14 protein-coding genes and 1 tRNA gene are annotated in these 17,608 nt (G+C 58.8%); 4 read left to right on the top strand and 11 right to left on the bottom strand.

The window, feature by feature from the left end:
• Nucleotides 1-184 precede the first annotated feature (184 nt).
• Entirely contained in the window at nt 185-1,402 is a 1,218-nt protein-coding gene (locus I9018_RS27155) for an MFS transporter (RefSeq protein ID WP_241107979.1), read from the top strand.
• A 54-nt stretch (nt 1,403-1,456) separates the two neighbouring features.
• Here the strand turns inward: I9018_RS27155 and I9018_RS27150 are convergent, their stop codons facing one another.
• Nucleotides 1,457-2,350, bottom strand: coding sequence for a helix-turn-helix domain-containing protein (locus tag I9018_RS27150; RefSeq protein WP_241107978.1), 894 nt, complete (start codon nt 2,348-2,350; stop codon nt 1,457-1,459).
• Nucleotides 2,351-2,538: 188 nt separating this feature from the next.
• Between I9018_RS27150 and pobA the strand changes: the two genes are divergently transcribed.
• Nucleotides 2,539-3,726: a 4-hydroxybenzoate 3-monooxygenase gene (gene pobA / locus I9018_RS27145; RefSeq protein ID WP_241107977.1), complete on the top strand. Its 1,188-nt coding sequence runs from the start codon at nt 2,539-2,541 to the stop codon at nt 3,724-3,726.
• A gap of 191 nt (nt 3,727-3,917) precedes the next feature.
• On the top strand, nt 3,918-5,972 hold the full coding sequence (locus I9018_RS27140; protein WP_241107976.1) for a TonB-dependent receptor: 2,055 nt from the start codon (nt 3,918-3,920) through the stop codon (nt 5,970-5,972).
• A gap of 60 nt (nt 5,973-6,032) precedes the next feature.
• Here I9018_RS27140 and I9018_RS27135 read toward each other — a convergent pair whose 3' ends face one another.
• The gene (locus I9018_RS27135) at nt 6,033-7,355 is read right to left on the bottom strand and encodes an OprO/OprP family phosphate-selective porin (protein ID WP_241107975.1); all 1,323 of its coding nucleotides are present in this window, start codon (nt 7,353-7,355) and stop codon (nt 6,033-6,035) included.
• Nucleotides 7,356-7,703: 348 nt separating this feature from the next.
• Complete coding sequence (locus tag I9018_RS27130) at nt 7,704-8,636, bottom strand: LysR family transcriptional regulator (RefSeq protein WP_241107974.1); 933 nt, start codon at nt 8,634-8,636, stop codon at nt 7,704-7,706.
• 486 nt (nt 8,637-9,122) lie between these two features.
• Between I9018_RS27130 and I9018_RS27125 the strand changes: the two genes are divergently transcribed.
• Nucleotides 9,123-10,271: a radical SAM protein gene (locus I9018_RS27125; protein WP_068578884.1), complete on the top strand. Its 1,149-nt coding sequence runs from the start codon at nt 9,123-9,125 to the stop codon at nt 10,269-10,271.
• A 300-nt stretch (nt 10,272-10,571) separates the two neighbouring features.
• On the opposite strand, the gene ychF is transcribed toward I9018_RS27125, so the two are convergent.
• The 8 genes from ychF to I9018_RS27085 form a co-directional block, all read right to left on the bottom strand.
• Nucleotides 10,572-11,672 (bottom strand): redox-regulated ATPase YchF, encoded by a 1,101-nt coding sequence (ychF, locus tag I9018_RS27120; protein ID WP_124347422.1) that lies wholly within the window; start codon nt 11,670-11,672, stop codon nt 10,572-10,574.
• A 22-nt stretch (nt 11,673-11,694) separates the two neighbouring features.
• Entirely contained in the window at nt 11,695-12,279 is a 585-nt protein-coding gene (gene pth / locus I9018_RS27115; protein ID WP_068578691.1) for an aminoacyl-tRNA hydrolase, read from the bottom strand.
• A gap of 169 nt (nt 12,280-12,448) precedes the next feature.
• Nucleotides 12,449-13,048: a 50S ribosomal protein L25/general stress protein Ctc gene (locus I9018_RS27110; protein ID WP_068578694.1), complete on the bottom strand. Its 600-nt coding sequence runs from the start codon at nt 13,046-13,048 to the stop codon at nt 12,449-12,451.
• A 139-nt stretch (nt 13,049-13,187) separates the two neighbouring features.
• Nucleotides 13,188-14,129: a ribose-phosphate pyrophosphokinase gene (locus I9018_RS27105; protein WP_003171603.1), complete on the bottom strand. Its 942-nt coding sequence runs from the start codon at nt 14,127-14,129 to the stop codon at nt 13,188-13,190.
• Nucleotides 14,130-14,177: 48 nt separating this feature from the next.
• Nucleotides 14,178-14,252 (bottom strand) — tRNA-Gln (locus tag I9018_RS27100).
• Nucleotides 14,253-14,288: 36 nt separating this feature from the next.
• On the bottom strand, nt 14,289-15,140 hold the full coding sequence (gene ispE, locus I9018_RS27095; RefSeq protein WP_068578696.1) for a 4-(cytidine 5'-diphospho)-2-C-methyl-D-erythritol kinase: 852 nt from the start codon (nt 15,138-15,140) through the stop codon (nt 14,289-14,291).
• Between the two features lies 1 nt (nt 15,141).
• On the bottom strand, nt 15,142-15,759 hold the full coding sequence (gene lolB / locus I9018_RS27090) for a lipoprotein insertase outer membrane protein LolB (RefSeq protein ID WP_241107973.1): 618 nt from the start codon (nt 15,757-15,759) through the stop codon (nt 15,142-15,144).
• A gap of 4 nt (nt 15,760-15,763) precedes the next feature.
• Nucleotides 15,764-17,488: a tetratricopeptide repeat protein gene (locus tag I9018_RS27085; protein ID WP_241107972.1), complete on the bottom strand. Its 1,725-nt coding sequence runs from the start codon at nt 17,486-17,488 to the stop codon at nt 15,764-15,766.
• Nucleotides 17,489-17,608: the final 120 nt, after the last annotated feature.

The following is a 17,608-nucleotide window of genomic DNA, read 5'->3' as shown; positions in this document are numbered from 1 at the left end:
ACCGCTTATCAAAATCCCCCCTTTGCTGGCATTGCCGAGTCGCCACTTGTGCCTCCAGAGGCAGCGATGTATTGCGAAGGGAACGGGTCGTTAGCAAGCTAAGGGGATGGCGTGAGGGCCGGCAAAAGTGGCACATTGACGCACCTTGCCCCTGTGCACCCACCCGTTGTACGGAAACAATTCTATGGCTATCAGCAATGCCCAGCCTGTCGCAACGACGGCTTCTCCTGCCTCCCAAGGCAGCCCGCTGGTCCTGCGCATCATTGGCGCGGTGGCGCTCGCGCACCTGATCAACGACCTGATCCAGGCGGTGATGCCGGCGATCTACCCGATGCTCAAGGCCAACTATGGCCTGACCTTCACACAGGTGGGCCTGATTACCCTGACCTTCCAGCTCACGGCGTCGCTGCTGCAGCCCTGGGTGGGCTACTACACCGACCGACGTCCCCAGCCGTTCCTGTTGCCGGCGGGCATGGTCTGTACCCTGGTCGGTATCCTGATGATGTCCCAGGTGAGCAGCTTCGGCTTGATCCTGCTGGCTTCCGGATTGATCGGCATCGGTTCCTCGACCTTTCACCCGGAGGCTTCGCGGGTGGCGCGCCTGGCATCCGGCGGTCGCTATGGCCTGGCGCAGTCGAGCTTCCAGGTGGGCGGCAACGCTGGCACCGCGTTCGGCCCACTGCTGGCAGCGGCGATCATCATTCCTTATGGGCAGGGCAACGTGGCCTGGTTCGGCCTGTTCGCATTGTTGGCCCTGGTGGTGCTGTATGCCATCAGTCGCTGGTACGCCAATCATCTGCGCCTGCATCAGCTCAAGCAGGGCCAGGCGGCCACCCACGGGTTGTCCAGGGGGCGGGTGATCAGTGCCCTGGTGGTGCTGGGGCTGTTGGTGTTCTCCAAGTATTTCTACATGGCCAGCTTCACCAGCTACTTCACCTTCTACCTGATCGAGAAGTTCGACTTGTCGGTGGCCAGTTCGCAGTTGCACCTGTTCCTGTTCTTGGGGGCGGTGGCGGCGGGGACCTTCTTCGGTGGCCCCATTGGCGACAAGATCGGGCGCAAGGCGGTGATCTGGTTCTCGATCCTCGGGGTGGCGCCGTTCACCCTGCTGCTCCCTCATGTGGACCTGTTCTGGAGCAGCGTCCTGAGCGTGGTGATCGGCTTCATCCTGGCCTCGGCGTTCTCGGCCATCGTGGTTTATGCCCAGGAGCTGGTGCCGGGCAACGTGGGCATGATCGCCGGGGTGTTTTTCGGCCTGATGTTCGGTTTTGGCGGGATCGGTGCCGCGCTGCTGGGGCACCTGGCGGACCTGCACGGTATCGAGCATGTGTATTTCCTGTGCTCGTTCCTGCCGCTGTTCGGCGTATTGGCGATCTTCCTGCCCCGGACCCGCAAGGCCTGAGGCCAAACGCTGTCGAACACGCCCGGGCCATGCCCGGGCGTTTTGTTTTTGGGCCTAGCCATGGTTTTGGCGTTGGCGTGCACAATCTTGTCGGAAGGCATTGGGCGACTGGCCGCAAAGGCGCTTGAAGAACCGCGAGAAGTAGGTGGGATCGCTGAAACCTAGCTGATCCGCTAGCTGGCTGATACCGATGTTGCTGTACACCAGGCTGCGCTTGGCCTCCAGCATCAGGCGCTGGTGGATGATCTGCAGGGCGGTCTGCCCGGCCAGTTCCCGGCACAGGGTATTGAGGTACACGCTGGACAGGCCGATGCGGTGGGCCAGGGATTCCACTGTAGGGTGTTCTCGGTAGTGCTGTTCCACCAGCCTGATGAAATGTCCCAGCATCTGCTGGTGACGCTCGTTGCGGTTGCCGGGCATGGCGTTGCGCTGGCCGCGGCGGGCGATCCAGATCATCAGCACGTTGACCAGTGATTGCAGCAGCAGATCCCGGGCCGAGGCGCTACCTTCGTACTCATGCAGCAGCGTCTTGAACAGGGTGTCGAGACTGCGCCGGTCGGGCCCCACCGAGTAACAGCCAGAAGATGCCAGCACTGCCAGTGGAGCGCCCAACTGCGTTTCCAGCTGGGCGACCAGGGGGGCCGCCAGGGTCAGCACGTAGCCCTGGATATCGGCGCTGAACTGGAAGCCATGGACCATCAGCGGCGGTATGACCTGGACCGCCGTCTCCTGTACTTCTCGGCGCTGGCCTTCGACTTCTACCACGGCCTGGCCACGCTGCACGTACAGCAACTGGTAGAGGTCTGCGTGGCGATGGGGCTTGATCTCCCAGTGGTGCAGGCTGCTGCGTTCGGGGATGGATTCGCAGTGCAGCAGGTCCGGGGTCGGCCAGGCCTGATTCTCGCCATAGAGCTTGAAGACCGGGATGCTGGAAAGGCTGGCTTTCATGGGCTCTGGACCTTTACGAGGAGAGGGATGGGCTGCTCGATAATCGAACGCTGTTTGCAAAAGTACATTTTTGTAGCGGTTTATCATCATTTTTTGCGTTTTTTGTCAGCAAAAATGCAGGGTAGAACAATAACCATAAATTCCGGTCGAGGCCTGTGGCCCGCATCGGAACACCCTGTGAGACGACAATGAAGACTCAGGTTGCGATTATCGGTGCCGGCCCATCCGGACTGCTGTTGGGCCAATTGCTGCACCAGGCTGGTATCGACACGGTGATCCTCGAGCGCCAGGCCCCGGACTACGTCCTGGGTCGCATCCGTGCCGGGGTGTTGGAGCAAGGCACGGTGGAGTTGCTGCGCGAGGCGGGTGTGGCCCGGCGCATGGACGCCGAGGGCCTGGTCCATGAAGGGGTGGAACTGCTGCTGGGCGGGCGGCGGGTACGTATCGATCTCAAGGCCCTTACCGGTGGCAAGACCGTGATGGTCTACGGCCAGACCGAAGTCACCCGCGACCTGATGCAGGCCCGCGCAGCCTGCGGCGCGCCAATTTTCTATTCGGTCAATGATGTGCAGCTCCATGACCTGCAGGGTGCATCCCCCTATGTCACCTATGAACAGGACGGCCGGCAGCAGCGCATCGACTGCGACTACATCGCCGGCTGCGACGGCTTTCATGGCGTGGCGCGCCAAAGCATTCCCCAGGACGTGCTCAAGCACTATGAACGCGAATATCCCTTCGGCTGGCTGGGCCTGCTGGCCGATACCCCGCCAGTGAGTCATGAGTTGATCTATGCCCAGCACGACCACGGTTTTGTCCTGTGCAGCCAGCGCTCGCTGACTCGCAGCCGCTACTACCTGCAAGTGCCGCTGCAAGAGCAGGTCGAGGACTGGTCCGACCAGCGTTTCTGGCAGGAGCTCAAGGTGCGCCTGCCGCAGGAGCTGGCTCAGCGCCTGGTGACCGGCCCATCGCTGGAAAAGAGCATCGCACCCCTGCGCAGTTATGTGGTGGAGCCGATGCAGCACGGCAAGCTGTTCCTGGTAGGGGACGCGGCTCACATCGTCCCACCCACCGGGGCCAAGGGGCTGAATCTGGCGGCGTCCGATGTGCACTACCTGTACCGCATCCTGGTCAAGGTCTACCGGCAGGGACGGATCGATCTGCTGTCCAGGTATTCCGAACTGGCCCTGCGCCGGGTTTGGAAAGGCGAACGGTTCAGCTGGTTCATGACCAATCTCATGCATGATTTCGGCGAGCATCAGGATGCCTGGGCACACAAGATGCAACAGGCCGACCGCGAGTATTTCCTCAACTCCCACGCGGGTCTGGTGAGCATTGCCGAGAACTATGTGGGCCTGCCTTATGAGGAAGTGGGCTGAATCATCGGCACCGCAGCCATCACGTTTTGCTTGCAGGGATGGCCACTTGGGCGACCACGTTTGAGACACGCCCGAATATGTCAGTTCTGTAACTTTCTCGTATCTAAATGATAATCATTAGTATTACACTCCGATCCCCCCATCCCTTAGCGCACCGTTAAGGTGCATTGGTTCGACAAGGATTGCGTGTAATGAAACTCAGCTCCTGCTTGTTCAACTCCCTTCTATTGAGTGCTGGCGTTGGCCTGCTTGGCCCGCTGGCACAGGCCGCCGAGACCGGTGAAGACTCCAAGCCGACTTCGCTGGAATTGGATACCGCCTTCGTCACGGCCAGTGGTGGCGCCACGGACCTCAAGGATGCGCCGGCCAGTGTCAGCGTCATCACCCGTGAGGAAATCGAACGCCAGCCGGTCTATGACCTCAACACCCTGTTGCGCCGGGTACCGGGTGTAACGGGCGGTTTCGGCCCGGTGGGCGAGCAGTCGAAGATCAAGCTGCGGGGGCTGGACGACAAGTACACGCTGATCCTGGTGGACGGCAAGCGGGTCGGTAGCTCCGGGGATATCAGCTACCGCCGCGACCTGGCGCGCCAGGACCTGAACTGGATCTCGCCGAACATGATCGAGCGCATCGAGATCGTCCGTGGGCCGATGTCCTCGCTTTATGGCTCGGATGCCATGGGTGGGGTGATCAACATCATCACCCGCAAGGTGTCGCGGACCTGGAGCGGTTCGGCCAGCACCCATATCACCGTGCCCAAGGATTCCGACCGTGGCCAGACCACCCAGTACAGTGCCAACCTGGCCGGCCCGTTGACCGAATCCCTGGGGCTGCGCCTGGGAGCCAACGTGACTCGGCGGGCGGCGGACGAGGTCGAGGCCCGTCGTGATTCGATGGGCGAATTCATGTATGGCGACGGGGCTGGAGGCTCCAAGGACCAGAGCCTGAACGCCTTGCTGGACTGGCAGATCAACGATGAGCAGAGCTTGTCTTTCGAGGCTGTGCATGGGGTAGAGCGTGCCTGGTCCTCGAAGAAGACCTTCGGTGATTGGGGGGACACTATTGGAGGAGGCTTTGGTCCCAGCCGCCTGATCCGCGACAGCTACATCCTGTCCCATGTCGGGGAGTGGAGCTTCGGTACCTCTAAACTCGATGCCTACCTGAACAAGTACCGCAACGATATCGACTGGGGCAAGGCCAGCTCCGAGGAGAAGATCGTCGAGGGCAGCCTGAACATGCCGTTCGAGTTGCTGGTGGACCAGCGCCTGACCGTCGGTGGGCAATGGAAGCGTGAAGAGCTGACCAACACCGACACCCTGGGCACGGTGCCGGTGGACTACAAGGGGGCGCCAGTCAGTGGCTCGACCCTGAAGGGCGATTATTCGGCGGCATTCATCGAGGATGAACTGTTCCTCCTGGACAACCTGTCCCTGACCCTGGGCAACCGCTTCGACCACAGCGACAAATATGGCAACCACAACAGCCCGCGGGCCTATGTGGTCTACCATCCGCATGCGGATTGGACGGTGCGGGGCGGGGTGTCCAAGGGCTTTCGTGCGCCGAGCCTGAAGGAGGGTAGCGCCGGGGCGGCGACCGAATCCGGTGGCCGTGGCTGTGGCTCGCTCAAGCCCCTGGGGTATGTCCAGGGCAGCTGCTGGATGGCCGGCAACCCGGACCTTGCGCCAGAGACCAGCACCAACAAAGAGATCGGCGTGTCCTTCAACCATGATGATTGGGAACTGGGCCTGACCTACTTCCATACCGATTTCACCGACAAGATCGAGTATGGCCCCCTGGGGCAGTTCCAGGGCCGTTGGTGGACCATGCTGGAGAACGTCGACAAGGCCCGGACCCGCGGCTGGGAAGGCACCACCCGGATTCCGTTGGGCGACTCGGTGAACTGGCGCACCAATGCCACCTACATGCTGGAAAGCCGCAACCTGTCCACCGGCGAAGACCTGATCAGTACACCCAAGCTCTCGCTGTTCAGTGCACTGGACTGGCAGGTCAACGATCGCTTGAGTACCGAACTGTCGGCGCAGCATGTGGGCAAGCAGCGGGGCCTGGGCAATGACTTCGTGCAGTCCTACACCACCTACGACCTGACGGCCAACCTGGCCCTGACCAAGTGGCTGACCTTGAATGGCGGGGTGCAAAACCTGCTGGACAAGGACCTGCGGGATGGCTCGACCAACTTCTATGTGCCCGGTCGGGCGTTCTTCGCGGGGGCGACCACCTACTTCTGAGGCTGCAGCTCGACCGCCCCGTTGCCTGGCAATGGGGCGGTCCTGGTGTTGTGGGCCTGTCTAGAACACGTACTGCATGCGCATCACCAGGCCCTGGCCGGAGTCGTCACCGACGGCATTGCTGATGTTGTCGGTATTGGCCCTGATGTAGTTGGCGCTGAGCTTCAGGGCCTCGTTGGCGTACCAGTTGACCCCCAGGGTGTGGCTCTTGCCCTGGGCATCGCCCACCTGTCGTATGGCGGTGCTGGCGACCACGTTGTCATCCTCGACCTTCATGGCGTCATAGCGATAGAACAGCTCCCAGGCACCGAGCGCTTTGTTCTGCGGCTTGATGGTGTCGAACCTGGCGCCATCGAGCTTGTAGATCCGCGGCTCGCCAGTGAGGGTATAGGCCAGTTGCGTGTAGTAACCCGAGGCCTTGATGTCGCTGGCGGCCGTGTCGGCCTTGAGCGTACGTCGCAGGTACTCTGCCTGGATCGAAAAGGCTTGCAGCGCCCAGGCTCCTTCGAGCCCCCAGACCGAATCGCCTTTCCATAATCCTGATTGGGCGGTGGTCCCGCCGAACACCGCGCGATTGCCGTTGCTGCCGGCGCTGTTGCCACCGTTGGTATCGACGCCACGCACGCCCATGCGCGAACGAATGCGGGTATCGACGGCGCTGTCCTTGAGATCCCGGTAGGCGTATTGCAGGCCCAGGTGCAGGACGTTGCCCGGTTCATGCCAAGGCGCGAAGACCCCGCGCAAGTTGTAGCGCTTGACGCTGTCACCATCGGTGTCGTTGTTGTTCTCGCTGAACAGGCTGCCGGACAGGTAGGCGACCTTGCCCACCACGCTGTTGGCCTGGATACCTGTGCCGCTGTTGTCGTTCACCCATTCGGCGGCGTCGTAGGAAAGGTTGCGCTCCAGGGCCGTGACCCACTTGGAGCTGGTGGCTTTCTCCAGGCCGAAATCGGTGTAGAAGCGCCCGATCTTCAGGTTCAGTGGGTCGAAGCCTATGTAGGTCACGGTAGCCTCATCGAAGTAACCGGTACTGTCGTTGCCGACGTTGCGCGACAGGTCATAGTTGATCTGGTATTTCCAGTCGCGGTAGGCGGTGCCGCCGATTTCCAGGTAGGCGCGGCGGAAGTAGGCCGCATCCGCGGTATTGCCATTGCGGGTGTAGTAGCCGTCGAAGCGGCCATAATCCGCCTGCAAGCGTCCGCCCAACTTGAAGCTGAACTCCTTGTCGGTGGTAGCCACTTCCAGGCCGCCTTTGGTTTTCACCACGATATCGGCGCCGTCGGTGGTGACCGTGCCCGCATGAGTGGTGAGGGTGATTGCCATGCCCAACAGGCCGATGACTGCTGCACAGCCTGTTGGGGTTCCGGTGGTTCTGACCGACATACTGCTCTCCCGTCCATTGCTCTTTTGCCTTGAGTAGCCATGCCTGTAGGGCTGGCTGGGCGGATAGTTGTCAGCGTGAATGAAGCTTTTTGTTGGTTTTCGTGACGTTTTTGTTTCGATCAGGCGGGACCATCCCACGGTCCAGGAGTTTCAAGGGCCGCGGCGTGGTGGGGCAGGGTGAACCAAGGTCTTGGAATATGTCAGGAACATGACGGGTAAAAGTCATGGGCCGGATCGAGGGTGCGAGGAGGGTGGCTGCAGCGCCAGTTCACGGCAAAAAAAGAGCGCCATCGGGAGGCGGATAAGAGCCTCGGGATAGGGTGTTTTTGTTATCGGGGAGCGACGGGTTCAAGCGTCTGCGGGGGTAAACCACTCGCGGCGCTTGGTGAAGGCCTGTTGAATCAGCTCCACCAGGACCCTCACCTCAGGGCGTGCTGCGGCGTGGGCGTGGGTGCAGAGCCAGGCGTATTGCTGGAGGGGGGAGTCGAACAACTGCGGCAAAGCAATGAGGGCCTTGTCCACTTGAGCGATGTAGTCGGGCAGCAGGCCAACGCAGGCGCTGTTCCTGATCAGCTCCAGGGCCAGGTGTGGGTCGCCGGTCTGCGCGATGCCGCTGGCGCGACGGCGTATCAGGCGGTTCCAGGGTTCCAGGGCAGGCACGCAGTAGTGGCTACTGAGCTGGACCAGCATGTAGTCATCCAACTGCTCCGGGCGCCTGGGCAGGGCCGACTTGGGCACATAACGCTTGGCAACGTGGGCCGAATACTGGATTGGCGCCAGGCAGATGGGCAGGGTAGTGGCGAAGCCGGGGTCAGGTCGCGGGCTTCCCGGATCGGCCAGCCATAGCAGGATGTCGGCCTTGGCCGAAGGTGTTCCGTGCAATGGGATCAACTCTATCCGAGAGGTGGCATTACGACGCAGGAAGGCGATCAGGTCCCTTGCAAGAATATCTCGCAGCAATATATCCGCCACGGCAATGACTACACCGGCCTGGCGGGTAGAGTCGACCTTGGCCGGCAACGAATGCTCCTGGCGCTTGGAGAGGTTTCTTTGCAGGCGTTTACCTATCAGGGTCAGGCTCAATTTGTTGTCCTGGTAAAGGAACAACGGCGTGCCAATGAGTTGTTCGAGTACCAAAAGCTTCTTGCGCAGCGCCGCCGCACTGATGTTCAGGCTACGTGCTGCTTGCTTGAACGATGCGCAGCGTGCACTGATGAGAAAGCATTGAGCCGAGAGAGCATCGATCGACTGCATGTCGACTTGGGGTATTTCAGCTGGCATGCACAGACCCTAGCCGTCTTGGTACTGGTGGTAGGTCGTGCTTATCGGCGGCTTCATGGCCGGCTCCTCGCAGGTGTTCGTACGAGGATACGTAACGCTGCCTTTCAGCAGCATCGCGGGAAAATTACTTATCTGTCATGTCGTGCCGGGAGGGGCTGTACGGTTGTAGGAAAGTGTCGGAGCAGTGTTTTCCTGACTGACCATTCATGACGGGGCATTAGCATGTTTGCCCGGCATCATTGACCTTCATCATTAAGCTGCGAAGAACAATGCGGACAAGCCTGCAAAGCGCCTGGAAGCCGAGGGGGTTCATGGAGCTGGATCGATGCCACCTGGCATAATTGGCAAGCGCAGATATCAAGGCTGTTCGGACCTGTTTTCGTCGCAAATAAATAACATGACCTTAGAGAGTGGTTTGTATCTAATACAAACCAAACCACCATAAGAAAAATACAAACCGTATTAGCATAGTGAAGGACTATCACAATGCACATGTTCATAGATATTGTTGGGGCCTGTAATTTAAGTTGCCCTTCATGCCCCATGGGAAACTCCGAGAACAATAACTTCAAAAAGTCCATGCCCATGGAGATGTTTAATGAAATAGTTAAAAAGGCTAAGTCAGAGGGTGTCAGTTCAATTCACCTCTACAACTGGACCGAGCCCTTGGTTCACCCGCGCATTGGTGAGTTCATTGAAATAATAAACTCAGCAGGGATAAGCAGTGGGATTAGCACCAATTTAAATATTTCAAAGAATATGGAGCAGGCATTAAAAGCCGAACCTTCATTCTTTCGCATTTCATTATCTGGTTTTTACCAAGAAACTTACGAGCTTGGGCATGTTGGTGGCAATATTGAAGTTGTCAAGGAAAACATGCTGAAGCTGCATGAAATCAAAAAGCAGTACAATCTTAATACGCTAATCGAAGTCTACTATCATCGCTATCTAGACAACCTGGAAGAAGAAGCGTTGATGCGTGAGTTCAGTGAGCGCCTGGGTTTCACATTCAGTACGGGTTATTCGGTGATGATGCCACTGGAGAAAACCCTCGCGATCATTGAACGCGACTCATCTGTCACCGATGCAGATCGTGAAACCCTTAAAAGACTGGCATTACCGCCATACGATGATCTAGTTAACCTGGTTAAACACTATCCCAAGCATGCGTGCTCTCTAAAAGACAACATGCTGGTGCTGGACTGCAATGGAAATACCGTCCTATGCTGCTCAGTATTTAACCAGTCCGAGTACTCCGTTGGTAAGTACCTGGAGCTTCCTCTGGAGCAGTTGAGCGGTCTTAAGTCCACTCAAGCCAACTGTGCAGACATGTGCAACCGTTGCACAAAAAATGGTCTGCACTCTTACGCTACCGGGGCCAACCAAGGACCGATGGAGCGGCATGCCATCAATCGAATCATCAACTTCCAGCGCCTTAATGTTCTAGGTCTTCCGATTGATAGTGAGGAGCTTGGGCGACAGGAAAACGAGGTTAGTGCAGAGAATTTCAATGAGCTCCAGTACCTGCAATGTAACCATGATGTGAATGCCGCAATCGCCAAAGGAGTTTTCTCTAGCGGCTATCAGCACTACATCCTTTACGGTCGATTTGAGAATAGGACTGGGGCAAGCTGATATTTGGTAAAAAGTATCTGTTCTCTTGAGGCCCTAAGGCACGAATGATGCAGTCGTGCCCTAGGGCTTTTTTGATCGATATTATTTTTAAAGGAGGCGTGGAGGTATTTTATAGTCGCAGGAGGTGGGTAGTAAAAATGCTCAAGCGCTGTATCTTTACCTTGAAAAATACCCGATGCACAAAAGGGCCGATAAATATTAACTGGATGGGGCCCACAGAATGAAAAAACCCCTTGGGGCATATCTCCTCAAGGGGTTTGTTTGGCATCTATCAGGATCCTTGAGGATCCATCTTCATGCTTAAACGTTGAAGCGGAAGTGCATCACGTCACCGTCCTTGACGATGTACTCCTTGCCTTCCAGGCGCCATTTACCGGCTTCCTTGGCACCGCCTTCACCCTTGAACTGGATGAAGTCGTCATAGGCCACCACTTCGGCGCGGATAAAGCCCTTTTCGAAGTCGGTGTGGATCACGCCCGCCGCTTGCGGTGCAGTGGCGCCGACGCGAACGGTCCAGGCCCGCACTTCCTGCACGCCGGCCGTGAAGTAGGTCTGCAGGTTCAGCAGTTCGTAGCCTGCGCGGATTACGCGATTCAGGCCAGGCTCTTCCAGGCCCAGGGCCTCGAGGAACATGTCCTTTTCTTCGCCTTCTTCCAGTTCGGCGATCTCGGCTTCGATCTTGTTGCAGACCGGCACTACGACCGCGCCTTCTTCCTCGGCGATGGCCTTGACCACGTCCAGGTGCGGGTTGTTCTCGAAGCCATCCTCGGCCACGTTGGCGATGTACATCACCGGCTTGCTAGTGAGCAGGTGGAAGCCACGAATCACGGCTTTTTCGTCGTCAGCCATGTTTTTCATCAGGCTGCGAGCCGGCTTGCCTTCGGTGAAGTGCGGGATCAGCTTTTCGAGGATGGCTTTCTGCGCCAGGGCGTCCTTGTCGCCACCCTTGGCGTTGCGTGCAACTTTCTGCAGTTGCTTCTCGCAGCTGTCGAGGTCAGCGAAGATCAGTTCCAGGTCGATGATCTCGATGTCGCGCTTGGGGTCGACGCTGTTGGAAACGTGGATCACGTTCTCGTCTTCGAAGCAGCGCACCACGTGGGCGATGGCATCGGTCTCGCGGATGTTGGCGAGGAATTTGTTGCCCAGGCCTTCACCCTTGGATGCACCGGCTACCAGGCCGGCGATGTCGACGAACTCCATGGTGGTCGGCAGTACGCGGTTCGGCTTGACGATCTCGGCCAGGGCGTCGAGGCGCTGGTCGGGCATCGGCACGATGCCACTGTTGGGCTCGATGGTGCAGAAGGGGAAGTTCTCTGCCGCGATACCGGACTTGGTCAGGGCGTTGAACAGGGTGGACTTGCCGACGTTGGGCAGGCCGACGATGCCGCAATTGAATCCCATGGTGTTTCCCCTCGGATAAGAGTCAGGCCTTCTGGCTGTGCAGGTTTTTCATCGCACGGTTCCATTCACCGGCGAAGATATCCGGCAGCACGCCGAGGGCAAAATCGATGCTGGCGTCGAGCTTTTCCTGTTCGGCACGTGGCGCACGACCCAGGACAAAGTTCGAAACCATGCTGGCGACGCCCGGGTGGCCGATGCCGAGCCGCAGGCGGTGAAAGGTATTCTGGTTGCCGAGCTGCGCGATGATGTCTCGCAGTCCGTTGTGCCCGCCGTGTCCGCCGCCGGTCTTGAGTTTGGCGACGCCGGGAGGCAAGTCTAGCTCGTCGTGGGCCACCAGGATTTCTTCGGGCTTGATGCGGAAGAAACCTGCAAGCGCCGCCACGGCCTGGCCGCTACGGTTCATGTAGGTGGTGGGAATCAACAGACGAATGTCCTGACCCTGATGACTGAAGCGTCCGGTCAGGCCGAAATATTTGCGATCGGCCACAAGGCTCACACCTTGTTTGTCGGCGATGCGCTCAACAAAAAGGGCCCCTGCGTTATGCCGGGTCTGTTCGTATTCGGCGCCTGGATTACCCAGGCCAACGATCAGTTTGATGGCAGTCACGATAGGGGCCCTTCTCTGGAGTGGTGGATAACATCGCCGCGCAGCTTGGCAGCGGCGAAAGTGGACGACAACAGCTCATTTACCATGATGCGTAAACTTCGCGTTCTCGCCCGCTTTCTCGCTACGTCACTGTCCGCGATGTTTCCGCTACTCCGGCGTCAGAGTGAAATTACTCTGCAGCGCCTTCAGCAGCTTCTGGAGCAACACGTGGAGCGTGGACGTTGGCTACTGCCAGGTCGTTACCGTGTGCCAGGGCCACGAACTCAACGCCTTTAGGGGCCTTGATGTTGGACAGGTGAACGATGGTGCCGATTTCAGCGTCAGCCAGGTCGACTTCGATGAACTCAGGCAGATCTTTCGGCAGGCAGGAAACTTCGATTTCCGACACTACGTGGGAGATCTCGCCGCCTTTCTTAACAGGTGCAGCTTCGTTGATGAAGTGCACTGGAACGATGGCGGTCAGTTTCTGGCCAGCAACTACGCGAACGAAGTCGGCGTGCATTACGTGGCCTTTGGCTGGGTGACGTTGCAGGGCCTTGATCACGACGTTCTGCTTGGTGCCACCGACGTTCAGTTCGATGATGTGGCTGTAGGCAGCTTCGTTTTCCAGCAGTTTGGCAATTTCCTTGGCCAGCATGCTGATGGATTCAGGGGCTTTGTCGCCACCGTAAACAACAGCTGGAACCAGGCTGGCGAGACGACGCAGGCGGCGGCTCGCACCTTTCCCCAGGTCGGAACGCACTTCAGCATTCAGGGTAAAATCGTTCATTTTGTATCTCCAAAATAACCTCGTTCGCCTTGGCGTTTGCGACCAGCGCCAAGGGCGATACGGGCAAAAAAGCCCCGTCCCAACCAAGGTTGGGACGGGGCGCTTTTCGTCATCGAGATGTTCTGCCTGGGATTAACCCTTAGCGGAACATCGCGCTGATCGATTCTTCATTGCTGATGCGGCGAACCGCCTCGGCAACTACCGGTGCGATATCCAGTTGGCGGATACGTGCACAGGCTTGTGCTGCTGCGGACAGCGGAATGGTGTTGGTCACCACCAGCTCGTCCAGCACGGAATTTTCGATGTTCTCGATGGCCCGGCCCGACAGCACAGGGTGTGTGCAGTAGGCGAAGACCTTGGCTGCGCCATGCTCTTTCAAGGCCTTGGCCGCGTGGCACAGGGTGCCGGCGGTATCGACCATGTCGTCGACCAGAATGCAGGTGCGTCCTTCGACGTCGCCGATGATATGCATCACTTCGGAGTGATTGGCTTTCTCACGACGCTTGTCGATGATCCCGAGATCCACACCCAGGGACTTGGCCACGGCACGTGCACGCACGACGCCGCCGATGTCCGGGGAGACGATCATCAGGTTTTCGAAACGCTGGTCTTCGATGTCATCCACCAGGACAGGGGAGCCGTAGATGTTATCTACCGGAATATCGAAGAAACCCTGAATCTGGTCAGCATGCAGGTCAACCGTGAGAACACGGTCGATGCCGACTACGGTGAGCATGTCAGCCACGACTTTCGCGCTGATAGCCACACGTGCGGAACGCGGACGGCGATCCTGACGGGCATAACCAAAATAAGGAATAACAGCAGTGATACGAGTAGCCGAGGAACGACGGAAGGCATCAGCCATCACGACGAGTTCCATCAGGTTATCGTTGGTCGGAGCGCAAGTCGGCTGGATAATGAAGACGTCTTTACCGCGGACATTTTCATTGATCTCGGCAGTAATTTCGCCGTCGGAAAATTTTCCAACAGAGATGTCACCGAGAGGGATATGCAGCTGACGTACGACACGCCGAGCCAGATCGGGGTTGGCGTTCCCCGTAAAGACCATCATCTTGGACACGCGCAGTACCTGAAGGCTGAGGGTATACCTGGATGAGTATAAGGAAAATGGCAGGGGCGGCTGGATTCGAACCAACGCATGGCAGGATCAAAACCTGCTGCCTTACCGCTTGGCGACGCCCCTGTATCTGTTGCTTCGAGTGCCTGGCACTCGTTTCCGTTAGAGCAGCGTTTGAAGCTTGCGATGCAACATCGAAACGTTGCTTCCTTTTGCTACAAACCCTGTAAGGGTCTCTGTAAGAAGGGCCGAGACTTTATCAGCTTCAGCTTTGCTTGGGAAGCCCCCAAACACACAACTTCCAGTTCCAGTCAGTTTTGCTTCGGTAAATTTACCTAGCAAATTCAATGCGTTACGTACTTCTGGATAACGCCTTGCGACTACCGGAAGGCAGTCGTTTCTGCTGTTTCCCTTGGGAACGGGGCGCACTTTAATGGGCGCGGTGTCACGTGTCAACTGCGGATCGGAAAAAATTTCTGCTGTACTTACAGAGACTTGCGGGACCAGTACCAGATACCAGGGTTCTTCTGGGTATTCGGGGCTGAGTCTTTCCCCTACGCCTTCGGCAAATGCCGCGTGCCCACGAACGAAAACCGGTACGTCGGCGCCCAGGGTCAAGCCCAGTGCTGCCAGGCGATCTTCGTCCCAGCCCAGTTGCCAGAGATGGTTGAGGCCCAGCAGGGTGGTGGCAGCATTGGAGCTGCCGCCACCGATGCCGCCGCCCATGGGCAGGATCTTGTCGATCCAGATATCGATTCCCAGGGAGCAGCCGGACTGTTCCTGAAGTTTTTTTGCGGCCTTGACGATCAGGTTGCTGTCGTGGGGCACGCCTTCGAACTCGGTATGCAGGCGGATCAGGCCATCATCGCGCACGGCGAAGGTGATCTCGTCGCCGTAGTCGAGGAATTGGAACAGGGTCTGCAGCTCGTGATAGCCGTCATCGCGACGTCCCAGGATATGCAGCATCAAGTTGAGCTTGGCCGGGGAGGGCAGGGTCAGCGTTTGCGCGGTCATGTCATTGCCCCAGCTTGCGTGGTTGCCATTCCTTGATCACCAGGGTGACATCAAGGTCGTTGCCATGCAGCTTGATGCGCTCGGGCAGCCAGTAGCCGTTCTGCTGTGAATAGCTGCTGTACTCCACTTGCCAGCCATCCTGCTCCAGGCTTGCCATGTGGCTGTCGCCATCCAGGGTCAGGCGGCTCTTGCTGTTCGGGGCGGGTAGCCCACGAACCCACCAGCCCAAGTGGGATACCGGCAGTTTCCAGCCCAACTGTTCTTCCAGCAACGACTCTGGGCTGCTGGCTTCATAGCGGCCCTGGTTGGCCACTTCCAGGCTGACCTGGCCCGGGCGGCCAGTAAGGCGGGCGGCGCCGCGGCCCAGTGGGCCGGACAGGCGGATGTCGTAGTAGTCCTGGCGTTGTAGCCAGAACAGCGTACCGCTGCCGGAGTCCTTGGGTGCGCGAATGCCGATCTTGCCGTTGATCTGCCAGCCGTCGAGGCTGCTCAGTTGGTCCTTGTGCTGGCGCCATTGCGCCGGGTTGCCCTGGCCCTGGACTGCCTCGCGGGCACCGAAGCCGGCACAACCGGCCAGTAGGGCGATGAAGCTGAAAACGATGAAATGGCGCAAAAGCATGGTCTTAAAGAGTCTCTGATCCGGTCAGGCGTTTGATGGTTTCGCGCAGCACGGGGCTGTCGGGCTGTTCCTTGATGAACTTGCCCCAGGTCTGCCGGGCCTCGCGCTGCTTGCCGTTGTGCCACAGCACTTCACCCAGGTGCGCGGCGACTTCCGGGTCGGGGAAGCGCTCCAGCGCCTGGCGCAACAGGCGCTCGGCTTCGTCCAGGTTGCCCATGCGAAAGTTCACCCAGCCCAGGCTATCGAGTACCGCCGGATCATCCGGCGTCAGCTGGTGGGCTTGTTCGATCAGGGCCTTGGCCTCGGCATAGCGGGTTGTCCGGTCGGACAAGGTGTAGCCCAAGGCGTTCAATGCCATGGCGTTGTCTGGTTCACGCTGGATGATCAGGCGCAGGTCCTTTTCCAACTGGGCCAGGTCATTGCGTTTTTCCGCTTGCATGGCTCGGGTATAGAGCAGGTTGACGTCATCGGGATACTGCTGCAGGGCCTGTTGGATCATCTTCCAGGCGCTGTCCCCGCGGTTGTTGGTCGACAGCGTCTCGACTTCGATCAGGTACAGCTGGATGGCGTAGTCAGGTTGCGTGTCCCGGGCGGCTGCCAGGCGCTTCTGCGCTTCGTCGGTGCGGCCATTGTTCATCAGGATGTCGGCTTGGCGCAGTTGTGCTGGCAGGTAGTCGTTACCCGGGCCGACCTGTCCGTACTCGATCAACGCTCCTTGCGGGTCATTGCGCTCTTCGGCGATGCGCCCCAGGTTCAGGTGTGCAGAATCCTCGTGGCTTTCCCGGGCGATCAGGTCTTCAAGGTAACCCTTGGCCTCATCCCAGGCCTTGGCTTCCAGGCATACCAGGGCCAGGGAGTAGCGCAGTTCGTCATCTTCCGGGTACTGCTGGACCAGGCTCGAGAACTGGGTCTTGGCATCCTCCATGCGGTCCTGTTCCACCAGCATGCGGGCGTAGGTCAGGCGCAGGCGCTTGTCATCCGGGTACTTGCGAATGCTCTTTTCCAGCAGGGGCAGGGCTTCCTTGCTGCGGTTCAAGCCTTGCAGAAGGCGCGCGCGCAGCAGCAACGGCGCGATCTCGCCGTCTTCTGGCGGATTCTGCTCCAGGAGGGCCAGGGCCTCCTTGTCGTCGCCATTCTGTTGCATCAGCAAGGCCTTGCCGAAAATCAGCTGGCTGTTGTGCGGGTGTTTCTGTAGCAGGCGGTCGAACCCCTTCATCAGGCCGTCGCGGGTTTCCTGATCGGTATCGGCGGCCGACAGGGCCAGGAAGTCGAAGTGGGTGTCGCCTTTGCCTTGCAGGACTTTCTCCATATAGAGCATGGAGTCGTCGTAACGCCCGGCGCGGGCCAGCTGGATAGCGGCCGCGCGTTGTGCCTCGAGGTCGTCGGGGGCGTTCTTGGCCCAGATCAGCGAGGTATCCAGGGCTGCCTGGTCGGCTCCCAGGTATTCGGCAATGCGAAATGCCCGTTCAGAGATGCCCGGGTCCTGGGTGTTGATGGCCTGGGTCACGTAGTTGTCCAGGGCAATGTCGAAGCGATTGCGCTGGCCTGCCAGTTCAGCGCTCAACAGGCTGAAGATGGTGTCTTCACTGAACGAGGAGTAAACCTTGGGCTTTTCAGGGGCTGGAGTGCTGTCTTCCACCGGCGATGTAGCATCCGATGAGACGGGGCCCAGGGCATGGCACCCACTGAGGAAGACAAGGGCGAGGAGCAACGCGGAAGATCTATTCATATAGGAAGAGGGCGACTAACCTGCGGTCGGATCATCATGACACAAGCCTTCGGCCAAACATAACCGAGACTCAACGGGATGCCAGAACAGAGGCAGTCTATTAGGACAATAGCCGGCGGT

The sequence above is a fragment of the Pseudomonas sp. MPFS genome (assembly GCF_022537035.1).
GTDB classification, from domain to species: domain Bacteria; phylum Pseudomonadota; class Gammaproteobacteria; order Pseudomonadales; family Pseudomonadaceae; genus Aquipseudomonas; species Aquipseudomonas sessilinigenes.
The sequence above is the reverse complement of the archived record's forward strand: the minus strand, read 5'-3'. Positions and strand labels throughout refer to the sequence as shown.